The organism is Nonomuraea sp. NPDC050691, assembly GCF_040654455.1.
Classification (GTDB): domain Bacteria; phylum Actinomycetota; class Actinomycetes; order Streptosporangiales; family Streptosporangiaceae; genus Nonomuraea.
Genome location: NZ_JBFAIA010000172.1, coordinates 1 through 18,027 on the forward strand (window position 1 = coordinate 1; position 18,027 = coordinate 18,027).

Consider the following 18,027-nt stretch of genomic DNA (forward strand, 5'->3'; position numbering starts at 1 on the left):
CGGTCCCCTGGTGACGCCGGCTCGGCGAGCGCGGCGCGCGCCGGGTCAGCCATGCGCGGCCTCCGCCGGCACCCGGGACAGCACCGTCGCCAGGGGACCGGCGGCGCCGGTTCGGCGGGCGCGGACACCGCCCGGCCGAGCCGTGCCGACAGTTCGAGGATGTACTCCTTCAGCTCGGGCGGCTCGTGCACCTCGAACTCGATGTCGAACATGCCGATGGTCAGCGCCAGCCACTGCAGGGAGTCGGCCGCGGTGCGCAGCATGCAGGTCTTGTCGTCGACGACCGTGAGGATGCCGTCGCGGGGCCGGATGCGCTCGGCGACCAGCGCGATGGGGGCGTGCAGCGTGACCAGCGCCCGGTGGCGGGCCAGCGACGAGGTGATGGACTCGGCCACGTAGGCGGCGATGTCGTCCGACGGCAGCTCGCGTGGCCGGAACCGCTCGCCCGTCGCGTACGGCGACGACAGCCGGTCGACGCGGAACGTGCGCCAGTCCTCCCGCTTGAGGTCCCAGCACATCAGGTACCACTTACGGGTGACGTTGACCAGCCGGTACGGCTCGACGTGCCGGTTGCTCTCGGCCCCCTCGCGCGTGCTGTAGGCGAAGCGGAGCCGCTCGCGGTCGCGGCACGCCTGGGCCAGCAGGGTGAGGACCTCGGGATCGACCGTGGGGCCGCCGGCGATGAGGGGCACCGTGTAGTTCTGCAGCGCGTTGACCCGCCGGCGCAGATGGCCGGGCAGCACCTGCTCCAGCTTGGCCAGGGCGCGCACGGAGGTCTCCTCGATGTCGGCCACCGTGCCGCCGGCCGCCGTGCGCAGGCTGATCGCGATCGCCACCGCCTCCTCGCCGTCCAGCAGCAGCGGCGGCAGGGCGGTGCCCGCCTCCAGCCGGTAGCCGCCGTGCGCCCCCGGAGTGGCGTGCACCGGGTAGCCGAGCTCGCGCAGCCGGTCGATGTCCCTGCGCAGGGTGCGCGGGCTCACCTCCAGCCGCTCCGACAGCTCGGGACCCGACCAGTTCCGGCAGTTCTGCAGCAACGACAGCAAACGGAGCATGCGCAACGGCGTGTTGGCCATGCTCGCATCGTGTCACGTGAAGCGGCCAGATTGTGGCCGCATTACTCCCGGGTTAAGGAGGCGGAGCATCGCGATGATGTCTGCACGAATAGCCATGAATAACACCCTTGACCGGAATCGCCGGCGATCCGTCAAGGACAGGCGCACAATCCGCACCGAGAAGGGACGCCTCCCGTGAAGGGGCTCGTGCTGGCCGGGGGATCCGGCACCCGATTGCGCCCGATAACCCACACCTCCGCCAAACAACTCGTGCCCGTCGCCAACAAACCCGTCCTTTTCTACTGCCTGGAGGCCATCGCCGCCGCCGGCGTCTCCGAGATCGGCATCATCGTCGGCGAGACCCACGCCGAGATCGAGGCCGCCGTCGGCGACGGCTCCCGCTTCGGCGTCGAGGTGACCTACCTCCACCAGCACGCGCCGCTCGGCCTGGCCCACGCGGTGCTCATCGCCCGCGACTACCTGGGCGACGACGACTTCGTCATGTACCTGGGGGACAACTTCCTGCTCGGCGGCATCGACGATTTGGTCGAACGCTTCACCCGCGACCGGCCGTCGGCCCAGATCATGCTGACCCGGGTCAGCGACCCGCGCCAGTTCGGCGTGGCCGTGCTCGACGCCTCCGGCCGGGTGACCGGCCTGGAGGAGAAGCCGCGCGAGCCGAAGAGCGACCTGGCCCTGGTCGGCGTCTACCTGTTCACCCCGGACATCCACGAGGTCGTGGCCGACCTCAAGCCGTCGGCGCGCGGCGAGCTGGAGATCAGCGACGCGATCCAGCGGCTGATCGACGACGGCCGCCGCGTCGAGTCGCTGGTCGTCTCCGGCTACTGGAAGGACACCGGCAACGTCACCGACATGCTGGAGGTCAACCGCCTCGTGCTGGAGTCGCTGGAGGGCCGCACGGACGGGCGGGTGGACGAGGACAGCGAGCTCATCGGCCGCGTCGTCGTCGAGGACGGCGCCGTGGTCGAGCGCTCCCGGGTGCTCGGCCCCGCGATCATCGGCGCCGGCTCGCTGGTGTCGGGCAGCTACGTCGGGCCGTTCACCTCGATCTCGCGCGACTGCGCGATCGTGGACAGCGAGATCGAGTACTCGATCGTCCTGCCGCGCTCGTCGATCACCGGAGTGTCGCGGGTCGAGGGCTCCCTGATCGGCCACGACGTGCAGGTCACCCCGGCCGCCGGCGCCCCGCGGGCCCACCGCCTCGTGCTCGGCGACCACAGCAGAGTCCGGATGAGCTCATGACGTTCTCCCGCGTCCTGGTCGCCGGTGGGGCCGGGTTCATCGGCTCGGCCTTCGCCCGCGCGCTGGCGGGCGACGGCGTCGAGGTGACGGTCCTCGACAAGCTCACCTACGCCGGCAACCGCGCCAACCTGGCGGGCGTCCCGCACGCGTTCGCGCACGGCGACATCTGCGACGCGCGGCTGCTGGCGGACGTCGTGCCGGGGCACGACCTGGTCGTCAACTTCGCCGCCGAGTCGCACGTGGACCGCTCGATCGCGGACGCGGGGCAGTTCGCCCGCACCAACGTCCTCGGCACGCAGACGCTCCTGCAGGCGTGCCTGGACGCGCGGACGCCGCGCGTGGTGCACGTCTCCACCGACGAGGTGTACGGCTCGATCGCGTACGGCTCGTGGGACGAGAGCGCCCCGCTGGCCCCCCGCTCGCCGTACGCCGCCTCGAAGGCGGGCGGCGACCTGATGGCCCGCGCCTACGCGGTCACCCACGGCCTGCCCGTCTCCATCACCCGCTGCGGCAACAACTACGGCCCCTTCCAGTACCCCGAGAAGCTCGTCCCGCTGTTCGTCACCCGGCTGCTGCGGGGCCGCAAGGTCCCCCTGTACGGCGACGGCGGCAACGTCCGCGACTGGATCCACGTGGACGACCACTGCGCGGCGATCCGGCTGGTGGCCGAGGCCGGCGAGCCCGGCGAGGTGTACCACGTCGCCGGGACGGCCGAGCTGACCAACCGCGAGCTGACCGGGCGGCTGCTGGCCGCCTGCGGCGCCGGCTGGGACATGGTCGAGTTCGTCGAGGACCGCAAGGGCCACGACCGGCGCTACTCCCTCGACGACTCCCGCCTGCGGGCGCTCGGCCACGCCCCCAAGGTCGACTTCGAGACGGGGCTGGCCGAGACCGTCCGCTGGTACGCCGCCAACCCCGGCTGGTGGTCCTCCTGACCCGGCCGTCACATCCATCCCCGCCCATGAGGAGTCCTGTGGACGACAACACCCGCACCGCCCCGGCACCGTGGCCGGAGCCCGTCACCGTCGACAAGGCCGACCCGCGCTACCCCGACCTGGCCGGCCGGGGCATCAACGCCCGCTTCCCGGCCGCCCCGGCCGCGATCGGCCTGCCCGCCACGCCCGCACACGTCGTCCGGCTGGTCGAGGACGCCGTCGGCGCGGGCCGGCGGCTCGCCGTGCGCAGCGGAGGGCACTGCTTCGAGTCGCTCGTCGACCACCCCGAGGTGGACGTGGTGATCGACCTGTCGGAGATGAAGGCCGTCGGGTACGACCCCGGGCACCGGGCCTTCGCCGTCGAGCCGGGCGCGAGCCTGGGCGCCATGTACCGCACGCTCTTCCTGGGCTGGGGCGTGACCGTCCCGGCCGGGCGCTGCCCCGAGATCGGGGTGGGCGGCCACGTGCCCGGCGGCGGGGGAGGGGCGCTCTCGCGCCGGCACGGCCTGTCCGTCGACCACCTGTACGGCGTGCAGGTCGTGGTGGCGGACGGCTCGGGCCGGGCCCGGCTGGTGACCGCGACCCGCGAGCCCGGCGACCCGAACCGCGACCTGTGGTGGGCGCACACCGGCGGCGGCGCCGGCGCCTTCGGCGTCGTCACCCGCTACCTGTTCCGCTCACCGGACGGCGCGGCCGGGGACGATCGGCTGCTGCCGCCCGCGCCGGCCGCGGTCACGAAGAAGACCGTGCGCTGGTCGTGGGACGACCTGGACGAGTCCCGCTTCGTCGCGCTGGTGCGCGCCTTCGGGCTGTGGCACGAGCGCAACAGCGCGCCGGGCGACCCGGGCGCCCAGCTCGACAACAGCCTCACCCTGCCCCGGGCGGGCGGCGGCGAGGTCACCCTGGAGACCGCCTTCGACGCCGGCCGCCCGGACGCGGCCGACCTGGCCGACGCCCTCATCGCCGACGCCGGCCGGGCCGCCGGGTCGTCGCCCGAGGTGACGGCCGAGACGCGGCCGTTCCTCGCGGCGGTGCTCGTGCCCGACGAGTTCGCCGGGGTGAAGGGGCGCTTCAAGTCCAAGGCCGCGTTCCTGCGCTCCTGCTGGCAGGAGGACGCCGTCGCCCGGCTGTACCGCAGGCTCACCGACCGCACCGGCTACCAGAACCCGGCCGCGGCGCTCTACCTGCTCTCCCACGGCGGCGCGATCAACGCGGTGGGGCAGGAGGAGACGGCCATGGCGCACCGCGACGCCGTGCTCAAGGCGTACGGGTCGGTGTTCTGGTGGGACCCGCGCGAGGACGAGGTCCATCTGGGCTGGATCCGGGACACCTACCACGAGCTGTTCGCCGACGCGGGCGGCGTCCCCGACCCCGATCGCGGGTACGGGGGCGCGTTCGTCAACTACGCGGACGCCGACTTCGCCGACCCGGAGCTGAACCGCAGCGGGGTGCCGTGGCACCGGCTGTACTTCCGCGGCAACTACGCGCGGCTGCAGGAGGTCAAGGGCCGCTGGGACCCGGGCGAGGTGTTCCGGCACGCGCTGTCGGTCCGCCCGCCCGGCGCGTAGAGCCCAGGGCGGACACGACAGGACGCCGGGCGACCCCCCGTCGCCCGGCGTCCCGTCGCGTCGTCCGGCCGGTCTCACAAGGACGCGCGTGCCCGTCCCGTGGTCCGGCCCGCCTCACAGCACGCGCACGCTCGGCACGTAGACGATCCACTTGCCGCCCTGCGCGGTGAAGTCCGTCTCCCTGGCCAGGATCTCGTCGGTGTGGTTCCAGGCGAACAGCACCGCGTAGTCCGGGTACGGCCGGCCGAAGTCCGCCGCGGACCGGATCGGGATGTGCGAGCCGGGCATCAGCCGGCCGATCTTGGCGGGCGTCGTGTCGTACACGCAGGGCAGCAGGTCCGGGCCGATGCCCGCGTAGTTGAGCACCGTGGCGCTCTTGGCCGTCGCGCCGTATCCGGCCACGCGGGCCCCGCGCCCGCGCAGGTCGCGCAGCAGCGCGACCAGGTCCTGGCAGATCCGGTCGATGCCGATGCCCAGGGTCTCCAGGGTCTCCAGGTCGTGCAGGTGACGCTCGCTCTCCTCGGCGACCAGCTTCTCGACGGCGGGCGACGGCGTCCTGGCCCCGGCACGGGCGATCGTGTAGCGCACCTCGCCGCCGTGCACCGGCAGCCGCCGCACGTCGACCAGGTCGAAGCCGAACCGCCGCGCCACCTCGCGCACCGACGTCGCGGTGAACAGGTAGAAGTGCTCGTCGTAGATCTGGTCGAAGGTGTGCCGCTCGACGATGTCGCCCAGGTACGGGTCCTCGAAGACGAACACGCCGTCCGGCGCGAGCAGGGCGTCCACCCCGCGGAAGACGGAGTCCAGGTAGGGGATGTGGCAGATCGTGTTGGCCGCGTAGATGACGTCCGCGCGGCCCTCCTCGGCGGCGATCTGGGCCGCGGTCGACTCCTCGAAGAAGTCGGTGCGCACCCGCACGCCGTCCTTCCTGGCCAGCTCGGCGACGCCGCCGGACGGCTCCACCCCGAGGTGGCGCACGCCCGCGTCCTTGACCACGCCGAGCATGACCCCGTCGTTGGACCCGATCTCCACGCAGAACGGGTCGGGCCCGGTCAGCTCGGTGGCGAGCAGGTCGCGCGCGGTCTGGGCGAAGTGCTCGCGCATGCGCTGCGAGCCCGAGGAGTGGTACGGGTAGTCGTAGTTGAACATCCGCTCCCGGGGCACCTCCTCCAGGAGCTGCACCATGGAGCACGACGCGCACACCCCCACGGCGAGCTGGAAGTAGAACGCGCCGGCGACGTCCTCCTCGGCGCGGAAGTCGTCGGACAGCGGCTGCCTGCCGAAGTCGAAGAACTTCCTGACCTGGCCATCACAGATTCGGCATCTGGTCACATCGGGCTCTTTCTACTCGGCCTACTCGGCTACTCGGACTCGGCTACTCGGACTCGGCTACTCGGCGAAGATGGCGACCGCGCGGGCCCAGCCCGCCCCGGCGCCGGTGATCTTGATGGGGAAGCAGGCGACCTGGAAGCCGTACGGTTGCTCCAGCGCCTCCAGGTTGGCCAGCCGTTCGATCTGGCAGTACTCCCTGCTGCGGCCGATGACGTGCGCGGGCCACAGCACGGAGCGGTCGCCGCTCTCCCGGTAGCGGGCGATCACGTCGCCGAACGGCGCGTCCAGGCTGAACGCGTCGGTCCCGATCACCCGCACCCCGAGGTCCAGCAGCAGGTGGACGGCGGGGCCGTCCAGCCCGGTGAACTCGGTGAAGTAGCGCGGGGTGCCCGCCCACGCGGATGCGCCGGTGTTGAGCAGCACGATGTCGCCCGGCTCGGGCCGGCGTCCCGCCCGCTCCATGGCCTTCTCCACCTCGGCCACTCCGGCCGTCGACGTCTCGCACCCGGTCAGGTCGAGCAGCAGCCCCGGGCCGTAGAACCACTCCAGCGGCAGCTCGTGGACGTCGCGCGGCCGGCCGTCGCCGTACGACGCGCGCGACCCGTAGTGCGAGGGGGCGTCCACGTGCGTGCCCGTGTGCGAGGTGAGCCTGATCCGGTCCAGCGACAGGAACTCGCCGTCCGGCAGCTCGGCCGGGTCGAAGTGGACGCCGAAGTGCTCGCGCATCTCCTCGGCCATGTGCGCGGCCCCCTCCGCGGGGGTCAGGATCTCGTGCTCGACCGGGTCCGGCTCCCACGCCGCCGCGTCCACCGAGCTGCTGATGTCGACCAACCGCACCGGATGTCTCCTCCCGTCCCGCCCTGTCCCGCGGACCAGCGGGATCGTCGCCTACGAGCACACCGGCGGGCTCTGGAGGGCGGTTGGAGCGCGGGTGGACCAAACGGGCCGAAGCGCTTCTCCAGTGAGCTTCCGGTGACGATCAGCAGGCTGGCCTCAACGGTCCACCCGACGAGCCACGGAGCGACCATGTCACCTGATCTGCGAACACCGGTGTCCGCCGAGGGGCGGCGCCTGCTCGAACTCCTGCGTCCCTACCTGCCGGTCCTGAAGGCGGAGGCGGCGGCGAACGACCGCGCGGCCGCCCTGCCCGCGCACCTGTTCGCCCGGATGCGCAAGGACGGCATCATGGGCGCCACCGTCCCCGCCGACCACGGCGGGACCGGGGTCACGCGGATGCACGACGTCGCCGTGGCGCTGCGCGAGCTGGCCCAGGCCGACGCGGGCGTGGCCCTCGCGCTGCACATGCAGTTCAGCCGCGGCCTGACGATGACGTACGAGGCGAGGCACGGCGCCCCGAACGCGCGGCGCCTGGCGAGCGACATGCTGCGCCAGATGGCCGCCGGCGAGGCCGTGGTGTGCGGCGCCGTCAAGGACACCAAGCAGGTGACGGCCCTCACCCGCGCCGACGACGGCACCTACACGCTCACCGGCCGCAAGACGCTGGTCAGCATGGCGCCGATCGCCACCCACTTCGTCATCTCCGCGCAGCTCCACGAGAAGGGGCAGCCGGTGCGGCTGGCCGCCCCCGTGGTGCCCCGGCACACCCCGGGCCTGACCGTGGAGGACAACTGGGACGGCATGGGCATGCGCTCCTCCGGCAGCGTGGACATCGTCTTCGACGCCTGCCCGGTCCCGGAGGAGAACGTGCTGCCGCGCGGGCTGCTCGACGAGCCCAGCGACGCCGCCCTGGCCGGCCAGACGGTGTCCTCGATCACCATGCTCGGCATCTACGTGGGGCTCGCCGAGGCCGCGCGCGACCTGGCGGTGGCCGCCACTCGCAAGCGCGGCGAGCCCCAGTCCGGCGTGCGGACGCTGCTCGCCGGGATCGACGCCCGCCTGTACGCGCTGCGCTGCGCCGTCACGCACGCGCTGGCCGAGGCCGACCGGCTGTCCGAGGACCACAGCGGCGACCCCGGCGAGCGCGGGCGTGCCATGATGACCCCGTTCCAGTACGCCAAGCTCCTGGTGAACCAGCACGCGGTGGGCGTCGTCGACGACTGCGTGACCGTGGTCGGCGGGGCCGCCTACACGGGCTCGCACCCGCTGTCGCGGCTGTACCGGGATGTCCGCGCAGGAGGGTTCATGCACCCGTACAACTACGCCGACGCGGTCGACTACCTCAGCGCCCAGGCACTGCGGTGAAGGCGCGCGAGCTGGCCGTCGCCGGCGCCTACGAGTTCATCCCCGAGATCTTCCCCGACGACCGCGGGCTGTTCGTCTCGCCGTTCCAGCACGCCGCCTTCGAGGCCGCGGCCGGGCACCCGCTGTTCCCGGTGCGCCAGACCAACCACAGCCGCTCGCGGCGCGGCGTGGTGCGGGGCGTCCACTACACCGTCACCCCTCCGGGCACGGCCAAGTACGTCTACTGCCCCCAGGGGCGCTCGCTGGACATCATCGTGGACGTCAGGACCGGCTCGCCCACCTACGGCCGGTGGGAGGCGGTGATGCTCGACCCCGCCGAGTTCCGCTGCATGTACTTCCCCGTGGGCGTGGGCCACGCGTTCGTCGCCCTGGAGGACGACACCGTGATGTCGTACATGCTCTCCGAGGCGTACACGCCGGAGCACGAGCTGGCGCTGTCGGCGCTGGACCCGGAGCTCGGCCTGCCCATCCCCGAGGAGCTGGGGGAGCCGATCGTGTCGCCCCGGGACGGGGCGGCGCCGACGCTGGAGGAGGCGCGGCGGGCGGGCCTGCTGCCGTCGTACGCCGCCTCCCAGGCGGTGGAGCGGGCGCTGTGGGACCGGTGAACGGGGAGGGCGCGCCCGGGCGGGTGATCGTCCTCGGCGGATCCGGCAGCGTCGGCAGGCAGGTGTGCGCCACCTTCGCCTCCCGGGGCTGGGACGTGCTCGCGGTGGCCCGCCACGGGGCCGCGCACCTGGAGCCGTACCCGTTCGCCGCCATGGACGTCACCGCGACCGAGCCGCGGCGGATCGCCGAGCTGGTCTCGACGGCCCGCGCCGTCGTCAACGCGGCCGGCGGGTGGGGCGACACCACCGAGGAGATGACGTACTCGCACATCAGGCTGGTGGACCGGCTGCTGGAGGGGCTCGCCGCCGCGCCCGGCCGGCCGCGCCTGGTGCACGTGGGCTCGGTCCACGAGTACGGCCCGGTGCCGTACGGCACGCTGCTCACCGAGGACGTCCGCCCCGCGCCCGTCACCCCGTACGCGCGGGCCAAGCTGGCCACCTCGCAGGCGGTCCTCGCGGCCGTGGAGCGGCACGGGATCGACGCGGTGGTCCTGCGGGCGGCCAACATGTCGGGGCCGTACCCGCCGCAGGAGAGCTTCCTCGCGGCGCTGGTGGGCCGCATCCACCGGGCCCTGGAGACGGGCGAGACGCTGGAGCTGAGCGTCGCCGACGCGCGGCGCGACTTCGTGGACGTGCGCGACGTGGCCGAGGCGATCGAGCGGGCGGCCCGGGCGCCGGTGGGCGGTCAGGTGATCAACATCGGGCTCGGGGAGGCGCTGCCGATCGGGTGCCTGGTCGAATGGCTGATCGAGGCGGCGGGCTTCCCGCAGGACCGGATCAAGCACCTCGACCAGGAGGTGCGCAGCAAGGGCGGCGACTGGACGCAGATGGACATCCGGCGCGCCCGCGAGCGGCTGGGGTGGCGGCCGCGCATCGCGCCGCGCGAGTCGATCCGCGCCCTGTGGCGCTCCTCGGCGGAGGCGGCCTGAGCCGCCCCTCGCCGGGGATCGTCCGGTGGACCGGCCGCGCGCGGGCGCGCGGACCGGTCCCCGGTCACGCGTCGAGCACCGAGCGCAGCGCCGAGATCACCTTGTCCTGCGTGTCCGCCGGCAGCGACGGGTACATCGGCAGCGAGAAGATCTCACCGGCCAGCCGTTCCGTCACCGGCAGCGATCCCTCTCCGTAGCCGAGGTGCGCGAAGCCGGTCATGGTGTGCACCGGCCACCGGTAGCTGACGTTCAGGTGGATGTCGTAGGCGTCGAGCGCCTCGATGATCCGGTCCCGCTCGGGGTGCCGCACGACGTAGACGTAGTGGACGTGGTCGTTGCCCTCGGCCAGCGTGGGGAGCACCAGCCCGGGGATGTCGCCCAGCCCCTCCTCGTAGCGCCGGGCGACCTCGCGGCGGCCGGCGATGTAGGCGTCGAGCCGCCGCAGCTTGCGCCGCAGGATCTCCGCCTGCACCTCGTCGAGCCGGCTGTTGTGGCCGGGCGTCCTGACGACGTAGTACTGCTTCTCCATGCCGTAGTAGCGCAGGCGGCGCAGGTTGGCGTCCACCTCGGGGTCGGCGGTCACCGTGGCGCCGCCGTCGCCGTACGCGCCGAGCACCTTGGTCGGGTAGAAGGAGAAGGCCGCCGCGTGCCCCATGGTGCCCGCGAGGGCGCCGTGGTGGCGCGCGCCGTGCGCCTGGGCGCAGTCCTCCAGCACCCGCAGCCCGTGCCGCTCGGCCAGCTCCAGCACCGGGCGCATCTCGACGCACTGCCCGTACAGGTGGACGGGCAGCAGGCAGCGCGTACGGGGGGTGACGGCCGCCTCGAGCCGCGTGGTGTCCATCAGGTAGTCCTCGGCCCTGACGTCCACGAACACGGGCGTCGCGCCCACCGCGTCGATGGCCACCACCGTGGGCGCCGCCGTGTTGGACACGGTGATCACCTCGTCGCCCGGGCCTATCCCGAGCGCCTGCAGACCCAGGACGATCGCGTTGGTGCCGTTGTCCACGCCCACGCAATGGGACAGGCCGTGGTAGGCGGCGAACTCCCGCTCGAACGACTCCACGCTCTTGCCCAGGACGAGCTGGCCCGACTCGAAGACGGTCTCCACCGCGTCCAGGATGTCGGCGCGCTCCTCGTGATACTCCTGCAGGTAGTTCCACACATAGGTCGACAATGCGGTTCGCTCCTTATCCGGCGATCCTGACCAGGTCGAGCTTGGGGTCCGAGCGCAAGATGGCCTGCTGCAGGTGCTGGAGGCGGGCCGACGGCTCGACGCCCAGCTCGCTCACCAGGGTGGTGCGCAGCTTGATGAAGTTCTCCAGGGCCTGGCTCTTGCGGCCGGACCGGTGCAGCGCGATCATGAACTGGGCCCAGAAGTTCTCGTGCATCGGGTATCTGGCGGTCAGCGCGGACAGCTCGGCCAGCAGTCCGACGTGCCTGTTCAGCCTGAGGTCGGTCTCGATGCGCGCCTCCAGCACGCCGAGCCTGCTCTCCTCCAGCCGGGCGACCTCGACCCCGATCCGCAGCCCGGCGTGGACGTCGACGAGGGCCTCGCCGCGCCAGATGTCCAGCGCCTCGCGGAACAACGCCGAGGCCGACTCCCACCGGCCGGCCTCGAAGGCCTGCTTGCCGGCGGCGGAGAGGTGCTCGTACCGGTGGACGTCCACGTCACCGGGGTCGATGTCGAGCAGGTACCCGCCGTAGCAGGTCCTCAGGACGTTCTTCGCCGCGTCGGTGCGGGTGGCGCCGAGCGCCGCGGCGATGCCCCTGCGGACCTGGAGGATGTAGGTCTGCAGGGTGGACAGCGCGCTCGTCGGCGGGTGCATGGCCCACAGCTCCTCGACGAAGGACGACACCGTGACCACGGTGCCGGCGTGCAGCGCCAGGAGCGAGAAGACCTGGCGCGGCTTGCGCGGGATGGGCGTGATCGACAACCCGTTCTGGCACGCGACGAGCGGTCCTAACAGCTTGACTTCCATTGGGAGAGCGTCCCCCTTAACGCAAATGTCGAAATTCGGTCACGATCTGGCGGGTCTTCACCCCCCTCGACCCGTCTGATGGGACTCTCCTATTCTGACCATGTCAAGGACATTCCCTCCACAAAAGCGTGATCCCGACATATCCCTCCATGAAGATTTCACGAAAGACGCGTGCATGTTTCATGTTCGGTGGGCCGCCTCGTGGTGAGGGATAGGGGGCGGACTCTGCGCTCCGGGCGCCCGCAGCCCCCGGAGCGGCCGTGATGGGCGCGGGGGTGCATGCCGGGCGACGGCCCGGCGAACTCTTCGCGTACGGCCGGAAGCGGTCCGGCGCGCGGGCGGCGCGTCCCGAAGCCCGCCGTCTCCGGTGAAACGTCTTAATCGCGAGAGGCGTCATCGCGAAAGTCGGCGGCCGACGAGGCATATGTGAGGGAAATGCGGAATGGGGCGGCCGTTTTGCGATGATGACAAATCGGCGGGCCGAATAAAGGTGAGTTCTGCCATGGCCCGACCGCGATTGCGGCGCTCACCGGGACCGCGCGGACCGGGTCGAGCGGCAGGGGGAGGGCGGCACCCGTACGGGTCCGCGAACGCCTGCCGGAGCGTCTCCTAATCACCGGCCCCGCAGCGCGCCGCGACGGCCGCCACCGGCAGCCGGGTGCGCAGCGCGGCGTGACGGCCCCCATCGGCAGCCGGGTGGTCGCGAGAAGCCGGGCGGCCCCGCGCTGCTGGACCGCCCGGACGCCGGCGCCCTGGGGATGGCCACGGACATGACCATCGGCATGTCCCTCTCGATGCGCTACCGCGGCCACGGCTGGGGGGCGATCCCGCCCGCGCCCCTCCTGGTGCTGCCCGGCACGCACCTGGTGATCGGGTGGTCCCTCCGCGCGGGACGCGGCGCTCTTCGTCACCCGCCGGGTCGTCCCGCGTGACCACGCCGAGTGGTGCGGCGTCGTGGACCTCGTCAGGCGCGGCGCGGCTCCCCCCGGTAGGTGCCGAAGGACCACAGGTTGCCCTCCGGGTCGCGGACCGCGAAGTCGCGCGATCCGTAGTCCGTGTCGCGCGGCGCGAACAGCACCTCCGCCCCCGCCTTCGTGGCGCGCTCGAACAGCGCGTCGGGCTCGTCGGTGACCACGTACGCGCCGAACGTGCCGGGCGGCAGCCACCAGGGGTTCTCCTCGTCACGCCCCCGGTCGGAGCCGAGCATGACGCCCCCTCCGGGCGGCCAGTCGAGCTGGGCGTGGTCGACGCGGTCGCCCTCGCCGTACACGACCGTCTCCTCGAAGCCGAACGCGTCCACGAGGAACGCGATGAGCGCGCGGGCGTCACGGGCGCGCAGCGTGGGCCAGACCTGGGGTTGCGGTGTCATGGTCGTCATGTCGTCGATCCTCCGCCGTGGAAGGCGGTCCCGGCTTGGACGTTTCGGAACCGGCCAGGCCGGTCTCCCCGGCCGGCCCACTCTCTTCGGCCAGGCCGGTCTCCCCGGCCAGCCCACTCTCCCCGGCCAGGCCACTCTCTTCGGCCAGCCAGTGTGAGGGCGAGCAGCCGGCGAGGTCCCGGAACTCGCGAGCCAGGTGCGCCTGGTCGTAGTAGCCGCACGCGGCGGCCAGGTCCGCGAGCCTCGGCGGGAGCCCGTCCGTCACACGGCGCATCAGCGACCGGCGCGCCCGGTCGAACCGGATCACCCGGGCGGCCGCCTTGGGCGACAGGCCGATCTCGGCGGCGAAGCGGGAGCTCAGATGACGGGTGCTCCAGCCGACGTCGCGGGCCAGCTCGGCCACCGGCACCCCGCCGCCGCCCGACAGCAGCGCGTGCCAGACCCGCAGCGCCCGGTCCCGGCACCCCGTCCGCGCGCCCGGGCCCTATGGTGAGGGCATGTTGACCGTCGGCGTCGACCTTGCCGCCGAGGCGGTGCGGACCGCGGTGGCGTGGCTCGACTGGCGGGACGGCCGGGCGACGCTCGTCAGGGCGGAGACCGCGGCGGACGACGCCCTCGTCGTCGAGGCGGTCGAGGCGGTCGGGGCGGTCGGGGCGGTGACGGACGCCGGCAAGGCGGGGATCGACTGCCCCCTCGGCTGGCCCGACCGGTTCGTCGACTTCGTCGCCGCCCACCGCGCCGGGCACGTCCGCGTGCCGGAGGGGCTCGCGGGACGCGCCTGGCGGCGGGACCTGGCGTTGCGGGTCACCGACCAGGTGGTGCACGAGCGGACCGGGCTGACACCGCTGAGCGTGTCGGCCGACCGCATCGGGCACGCCACCATGCGGTGCGCCGCCCTGCTGGCGGAGCTGGCGCGGCGCGGCAGGCCCGTGGACCGGGGCGGGGGCGGCGCGGTCGTGGAGGTGTACCCGGCGGCCTGCCTGAAGCAGTGGGGGCTGCCGTACCGGGGGTACAAGCGCGCCGCCAACCTCGTCGAGCTGGGCCGGCTCGTGGACCGGCTGCTGGCGGAGGCGCCCTGGCTGGACCTCGGCCCGTACGAGCGGCTCTGCCGGGCCTCGGACGACGCCACGGACGCCGTCGTGTCCGCGCTCGCCGCCCGGGCCTCCGCCCTCGGCCTGGTCACCGTCCCGGAGCCGCACCAGGCCGGCCCGGCCGCGACGGAAGGCTGGATCGCCCTGCCCACCGCGCCCCTGGCCCGCCTGGCGGGAAGCCGGGACACGGGGTGAGGCGTCAGGCCGCGGGCTTGCGGAACAGCTCGATCATCGCCGCGTACCCCTCGCCGCCGTGCCCGGCCGCCGCCCGGTCGGCCAGGGTCTTGACGAACCTCGGGAGGTCGGCGTCGCCCCCCAGGGACTCGCTCTCGTGGATGGGGTGGTCCATCGCGCCGAGGTGCGTGTCGAGGGTGGAGTCGAAGGCCGGGTACGCGCCCTCGTCGATCTGCCGCGTGTAGGCGGCCAGCCAGCCGTTCACGGTCTCGATCCCCTGGTTCGCGATCGGCGTGAACGCCGCGGCCTCCGCGCCCGCCGCGCCGAGGCTTCGCGGGGGTGGTGAGGAGCATCGCGAGAGCGACCGTGGCACTGCCGAGGGTGACGCGAGCCGCGGGAAAAGGAAGATCCCCGGGAGGGCAGGCTCCCGGGGATCTTCGTCGTCGCCGTCAGGCGGTCAGTAGCCGAGCTTCTTGAGGTCGGGCTGCTCGAAGCCGGACTGCGGCACGTCGCCGCGGTACGGGCCGGTGACGACCGGCGCCACGAACGTCTCCTTGATCGTGCGGGCGTTCACCCAGCGGATCAGGTTGAAGATCGAGCCCGCCTTGTCGTTGGTGCCCGAGGCGCGGGCGCCGCCGAACGGCTGCTGGCCCACGACCGCGCCCGTCGGCTTGTCGTTGACGTAGAAGTTGCCCGACGCGAAGCGCAGCCGCTCCGAGGCCGAGGCGATCACGTACCGGTCCTGGGCGATGAGCGAGCCGGTCAGCGCGTACGGCGAGACGGACTCCATCTGGTCGAGCACCCGGTCGAAGTCGCCGTCCTCGTAGACGTGGACGCCGAGGATCGGGCCGAAGTACTCCTTGACGAAGATCTCGTCCGTGGGGTCGGCGCACTCCATGACGGTCGGCCGGACGAAGTAGCCGGTCGAGTCGTCGTAGGAGCCGGTGAGCACGTCCACGTTCGCGGCCTGGCGGGCGCGGTCGATGGCGGCCTTGTGCTTGGCGAAGGCCCGCTCGTCGATGACGGCGCCCATGAACGTGGACAGGTCGCCCGTGACGTCGCCCACGGTGAGCGACTCGGCCATGGCCACGAAGTCGTCGCGCATCCGCGTCCACAGCGAGCGCGGGACGTAGGCCCGCGAGGCGGCCGAGCACTTCTGCCCCTGGTACTCGAAGGCGCCCCGGATCAGCGCCGTCCGGAGGCCGGCGAGGTCGGCCGACGGGTGGGCGAGCACGAAGTCCTTGCCGCCGGTCTCGCCGACGAGGCGCGGGTAGCTCCGGTAGGAGCCGATGTTCGTGCCGACCGTCCTCCACAGGTGCTGGAACGTGGCGGTCGAGCCGGTGAAGTGGATGCCCGCGAGGTCGGGGTGGGCCAGTGCCACCTCGGAGACGGCCTGGCCGTTGCCCGTGACCATGTTGATCACGCCCGGCGGCAGGCCGGCCTCCTCCAGCAGGCGCATGGTGAAGTGCGCCGCGAACTGCTGGGTGGGTGACGGCTTCCAGACGACGACGTTGCCCATCAGGGCGGCGGCCGTCGGCAGGTTGCCGGCGATGGCGGTGAAGTTGAACGGCGTGATCGCCAGCACGAAGCCCTCGAGCGGCCGGTACTCCATGCGGTTCCACACGCCGGGCGACGACGCCGGCTGGTCGGCGTAGAGCTGGCGCGCGTACGCCACGTTGAACCGGAAGAAGTCGATCAGCTCGCACGCCGAGTCGATCTCCGCCTGCTGCGCCGTCTTCGACTGGCCGAGCATGGTGGCGGCGTTCAGCGTCGCGCGCCACGGGCCCGCCAGCATGTCGGCCGCCCGCAGGAACACCGCGGCCCGCTCGTCGAACGACAGCGCCCGCCACGCCGGGGCGGCGGCCAGCGCCGTGTCGATCGCCTCCTGCACGTCCTGCGCGGTCGCGTCCTGGGTGCGGCCGAGCACTGCCGTCTTGTTGTGCGGCTGCACGACGTCGATCGACGCGCCGCCGCCCATCCGCTGCCGGCCGCCGATCGTCATCGTGAGGTCGATCGACGCCCCGGACAGCTCCTTGATCCGGCTCTCCAGCGTGGTGCGCTCGGCGCTGCCCGGCGCGTAGGAGTACACCCGCTCGTTGGCCGGCGTGGGCACGTTGGTGATGGCGTCCATTTACTTACCCCCAAGGGCACGAAGGAAGAAGGCGACGTTGGCCGGGCGCTCGGCCAGGCGGCGCATGAAGTAGCCGTACCAGTCGTCGCCGTACGGGATGTAGACGCGGACGGTGTGACCGGCCCCGGCCAGCGCCTCCTGCCGGTCGGTCCGGATGCCGTACAGCATCTGGTACTCGTAGTCCCCGACGGAGCGGCCGAAGCGGTCGGCGAGCAGCTCGGTCACGGCGATCAGCCGGTCGTCGTGCGTCGCCACCATGGGATATCCCTTGCCCGCCATGAGGATGCGCAGGCATCGCACGTACGCCCGGTCGACGTCGCCCTTGCTCTGGTGGGCGACCGAGGCGGGCTCCCGGTAGGCGCCCTTGACCAGGCGCACCCGGCTGCCCTCGACGGCGAGGTCCCGGCAGTCCTGGACGCTGCGGAACAGGTAGGCCTGGATGGCCACGCCCGTCGACGGGTAGTCCTCGCGCAGCGTGCGCAGGATGCCGAGCGTCGAGTCGACGGTGGTGTGGTCCTCCATGTCGAGGGTGACGGCCGAGCCGTTCGCGTCGGCGGCGGCGCAGATCTCGCGGGCGTGGGCGAGCGCCGTCGCCTCGTCGAACTGCTGGCCGACGGCCGACAGCTTGACCGACACCTCCGCGCGCGAGCCCAGGCCGAGCGGCGCCAGGGACTCCAGCAGCGTCACGTACGCCTTGGCCGTCGCGGCGGCGGCACCCGCGTCGCGGGTCTCCTCGCCGAGGTGGTCCACGGTCACGGTCAGCCTGGCGTCGGTGAGCCGTTCGACGGCCTTGCGGGCCTCATCGACGCCCTCGCCGGCGACGAACCGGTCGACGACTTTCCGCGTGAGCGGGAAACCGGACACCGAGCGGCGCACCAGCGCGCTCCGGGAGGCGGCGAGCAACACTTGACCGAGCATGTATCCAATCTAAAACCCCAGCTCAAGCGGGGCCATCGACGCTCGTAACGCCCGATGTGGCAGGCTGTCATACACATGGACAATTCGGCTGATCTGCAGGACATCGTCGACGAGCTCGCCCGGCTGCTCGGGGCCTCCGCGACGCTGGAGGACCGCTCGTTCCGGCTGCTCGCGTACGGGGCGCAGCACGGCGACATCGACACCGTGCGCCAGGAGTCGATCCTGCGCCGGCGCGCCACGCCGGAGGTCCGCGACTACTTCGAACGCTACGGCATCGCCCGCGCCGGACACCTGGTCCGCATCCCGGCCGACGCCGACCTCAAGGTGCTGGCCCGGGTCTGCTGGCCGCTGCGGCACCAGGACGTCACCTACGGCTACCTGTGGCTGCTCGACTCGGGCAGCCTCACCGACGAGGCGCTGCGGCGGGCCGACCCGCTCGTGGCCCGCGCCGCCGCCGCGCTGGCACAGGA

The 18,027-nt window shown here is 72.7% G+C and carries 17 protein-coding genes and 2 pseudogenes; 9 read left to right on the plus strand and 10 right to left on the minus strand.

Annotated elements, in window-relative coordinates:
- Nucleotides 1-128 precede the first annotated feature (128 nt).
- A pseudogene (locus AB0H81_RS36665) lies at nucleotides 129-1,073 on the minus strand (YafY family protein); the annotation flags it as partial.
- 174 nt (nucleotides 1,074-1,247) lie between these two features.
- On the opposite strand from AB0H81_RS36665, the gene AB0H81_RS36670 reads away from it, so the two are divergent.
- The 3 genes from AB0H81_RS36670 to AB0H81_RS36680 are packed head-to-tail and all read left to right on the plus strand — an operon-like array spanning nucleotide 1,248 to nucleotide 4,818.
- Nucleotides 1,248-2,315 carry a glucose-1-phosphate thymidylyltransferase gene (locus AB0H81_RS36670; RefSeq protein WP_358384374.1) on the plus strand — a complete coding sequence of 356 codons (1,068 nt, stop codon included), beginning with the start codon at nucleotides 1,248-1,250 and terminating at the stop codon, nucleotides 2,313-2,315.
- Nucleotides 2,312-3,250: a dTDP-glucose 4,6-dehydratase gene (gene rfbB, locus AB0H81_RS36675; protein ID WP_358384376.1), complete on the plus strand. Its 939-nt coding sequence runs from the start codon at nucleotides 2,312-2,314 to the stop codon at nucleotides 3,248-3,250. Before AB0H81_RS36670 ends, rfbB begins: the two co-directional genes overlap by 4 nt.
- A gap of 38 nt (nucleotides 3,251-3,288) precedes the next feature.
- Entirely contained in the window at nucleotides 3,289-4,818 is a 1,530-nt protein-coding gene (locus AB0H81_RS36680) for an FAD-binding protein (RefSeq protein WP_358384379.1), read from the plus strand.
- 114 nt (nucleotides 4,819-4,932) lie between these two features.
- On the opposite strand, the gene AB0H81_RS36685 is transcribed toward AB0H81_RS36680, so the two are convergent.
- Together AB0H81_RS36685 and AB0H81_RS36690 are read right to left on the minus strand one after the other, a co-directional pair.
- Nucleotides 4,933-6,150 carry a class I SAM-dependent methyltransferase gene (locus AB0H81_RS36685; protein WP_358384382.1) on the minus strand — a complete coding sequence of 406 codons (1,218 nt, stop codon included), beginning with the start codon at nucleotides 6,148-6,150 and terminating at the stop codon, nucleotides 4,933-4,935.
- A 57-nt stretch (nucleotides 6,151-6,207) separates the two neighbouring features.
- Nucleotides 6,208-6,987, minus strand: a complete 780-nt coding sequence (locus tag AB0H81_RS36690) for a cyclase family protein (protein ID WP_358384385.1) — start codon at nucleotides 6,985-6,987, stop codon at nucleotides 6,208-6,210.
- Between the two features lie 189 nt (nucleotides 6,988-7,176).
- Between AB0H81_RS36690 and AB0H81_RS36695 the strand changes: the two genes are divergently transcribed.
- The 3 genes from AB0H81_RS36695 to AB0H81_RS36705 are packed head-to-tail and all read left to right on the plus strand — an operon-like array spanning nucleotide 7,177 to nucleotide 9,886.
- On the plus strand, nucleotides 7,177-8,352 hold the full coding sequence (locus tag AB0H81_RS36695; protein WP_358384388.1) for an acyl-CoA dehydrogenase family protein: 1,176 nt from the start codon (nucleotides 7,177-7,179) through the stop codon (nucleotides 8,350-8,352).
- A complete protein-coding gene (locus AB0H81_RS36700; protein ID WP_358384390.1) occupies nucleotides 8,349-8,957 on the plus strand; it encodes a dTDP-4-dehydrorhamnose 3,5-epimerase family protein in 609 nt (202 codons plus the stop codon). The genes AB0H81_RS36695 and AB0H81_RS36700 overlap by 4 nt, the downstream gene beginning before the upstream one ends.
- The gene (locus tag AB0H81_RS36705; protein WP_358384393.1) at nucleotides 8,945-9,886 is read left to right on the plus strand and encodes an NAD-dependent epimerase/dehydratase; all 942 of its coding nucleotides are present in this window, start codon (nucleotides 8,945-8,947) and stop codon (nucleotides 9,884-9,886) included. Before AB0H81_RS36700 ends, AB0H81_RS36705 begins: the two co-directional genes overlap by 13 nt.
- 64 nt (nucleotides 9,887-9,950) lie before the next feature.
- Here the strand turns inward: AB0H81_RS36705 and AB0H81_RS36710 are convergent, their stop codons facing one another.
- The gene (locus AB0H81_RS36710) at nucleotides 9,951-11,060 is read right to left on the minus strand and encodes a DegT/DnrJ/EryC1/StrS family aminotransferase (RefSeq protein WP_358384396.1); all 1,110 of its coding nucleotides are present in this window, start codon (nucleotides 11,058-11,060) and stop codon (nucleotides 9,951-9,953) included.
- A 13-nt stretch (nucleotides 11,061-11,073) separates the two neighbouring features.
- Nucleotides 11,074-11,865, minus strand: coding sequence for an AfsR/SARP family transcriptional regulator (locus AB0H81_RS36715; RefSeq protein ID WP_358384399.1), 792 nt, complete (start codon nucleotides 11,863-11,865; stop codon nucleotides 11,074-11,076).
- A gap of 770 nt (nucleotides 11,866-12,635) precedes the next feature.
- Between AB0H81_RS36715 and AB0H81_RS36720 the strand changes: the two genes are divergently transcribed.
- Entirely contained in the window at nucleotides 12,636-12,797 is a 162-nt protein-coding gene (locus AB0H81_RS36720; RefSeq protein ID WP_358384400.1) for a hypothetical protein, read from the plus strand.
- A 32-nt stretch (nucleotides 12,798-12,829) separates the two neighbouring features.
- Here the strand turns inward: AB0H81_RS36720 and AB0H81_RS36725 are convergent, their stop codons facing one another.
- Together AB0H81_RS36725 and AB0H81_RS36730 are read right to left on the minus strand one after the other, a co-directional pair.
- On the minus strand, nucleotides 12,830-13,243 hold the full coding sequence (locus AB0H81_RS36725; RefSeq protein ID WP_358384403.1) for a VOC family protein: 414 nt from the start codon (nucleotides 13,241-13,243) through the stop codon (nucleotides 12,830-12,832).
- On the minus strand, nucleotides 13,191-13,646 hold the full coding sequence (locus AB0H81_RS36730) for a helix-turn-helix domain-containing protein (RefSeq protein ID WP_358384406.1): 456 nt from the start codon (nucleotides 13,644-13,646) through the stop codon (nucleotides 13,191-13,193). The genes AB0H81_RS36725 and AB0H81_RS36730 overlap by 53 nt, the downstream gene beginning before the upstream one ends.
- A 94-nt stretch (nucleotides 13,647-13,740) precedes the next feature.
- Here AB0H81_RS36730 and AB0H81_RS36735 point away from each other — a divergent pair, with 94 nt between their 5' ends.
- The gene (locus AB0H81_RS36735; protein WP_358384409.1) at nucleotides 13,741-14,529 is read left to right on the plus strand and encodes a DUF429 domain-containing protein; all 789 of its coding nucleotides are present in this window, start codon (nucleotides 13,741-13,743) and stop codon (nucleotides 14,527-14,529) included.
- Nucleotides 14,530-14,533: 4 nt separating this feature from the next.
- On the opposite strand, the gene AB0H81_RS36740 is transcribed toward AB0H81_RS36735, so the two are convergent.
- From AB0H81_RS36740 to AB0H81_RS36750, 3 genes are all read right to left on the minus strand, one after another.
- Nucleotides 14,534-14,881, minus strand: coding sequence for a hypothetical protein (locus AB0H81_RS36740; protein ID WP_358384412.1), 348 nt, complete (start codon nucleotides 14,879-14,881; stop codon nucleotides 14,534-14,536).
- An 84-nt stretch (nucleotides 14,882-14,965) separates the two neighbouring features.
- Entirely contained in the window at nucleotides 14,966-16,639 is a 1,674-nt protein-coding gene (gene pruA, locus AB0H81_RS36745; RefSeq protein ID WP_358384414.1) for an L-glutamate gamma-semialdehyde dehydrogenase, read from the minus strand.
- A complete protein-coding gene (locus AB0H81_RS36750; protein ID WP_358384417.1) occupies nucleotides 16,640-17,557 on the minus strand; it encodes a proline dehydrogenase family protein in 918 nt (305 codons plus the stop codon).
- Nucleotides 17,558-17,632: 75 nt separating this feature from the next.
- Here AB0H81_RS36750 and AB0H81_RS36755 point away from each other — a divergent pair.
- Nucleotides 17,633-18,027: pseudogene (locus AB0H81_RS36755) on the plus strand (PucR family transcriptional regulator); the annotation flags it as partial.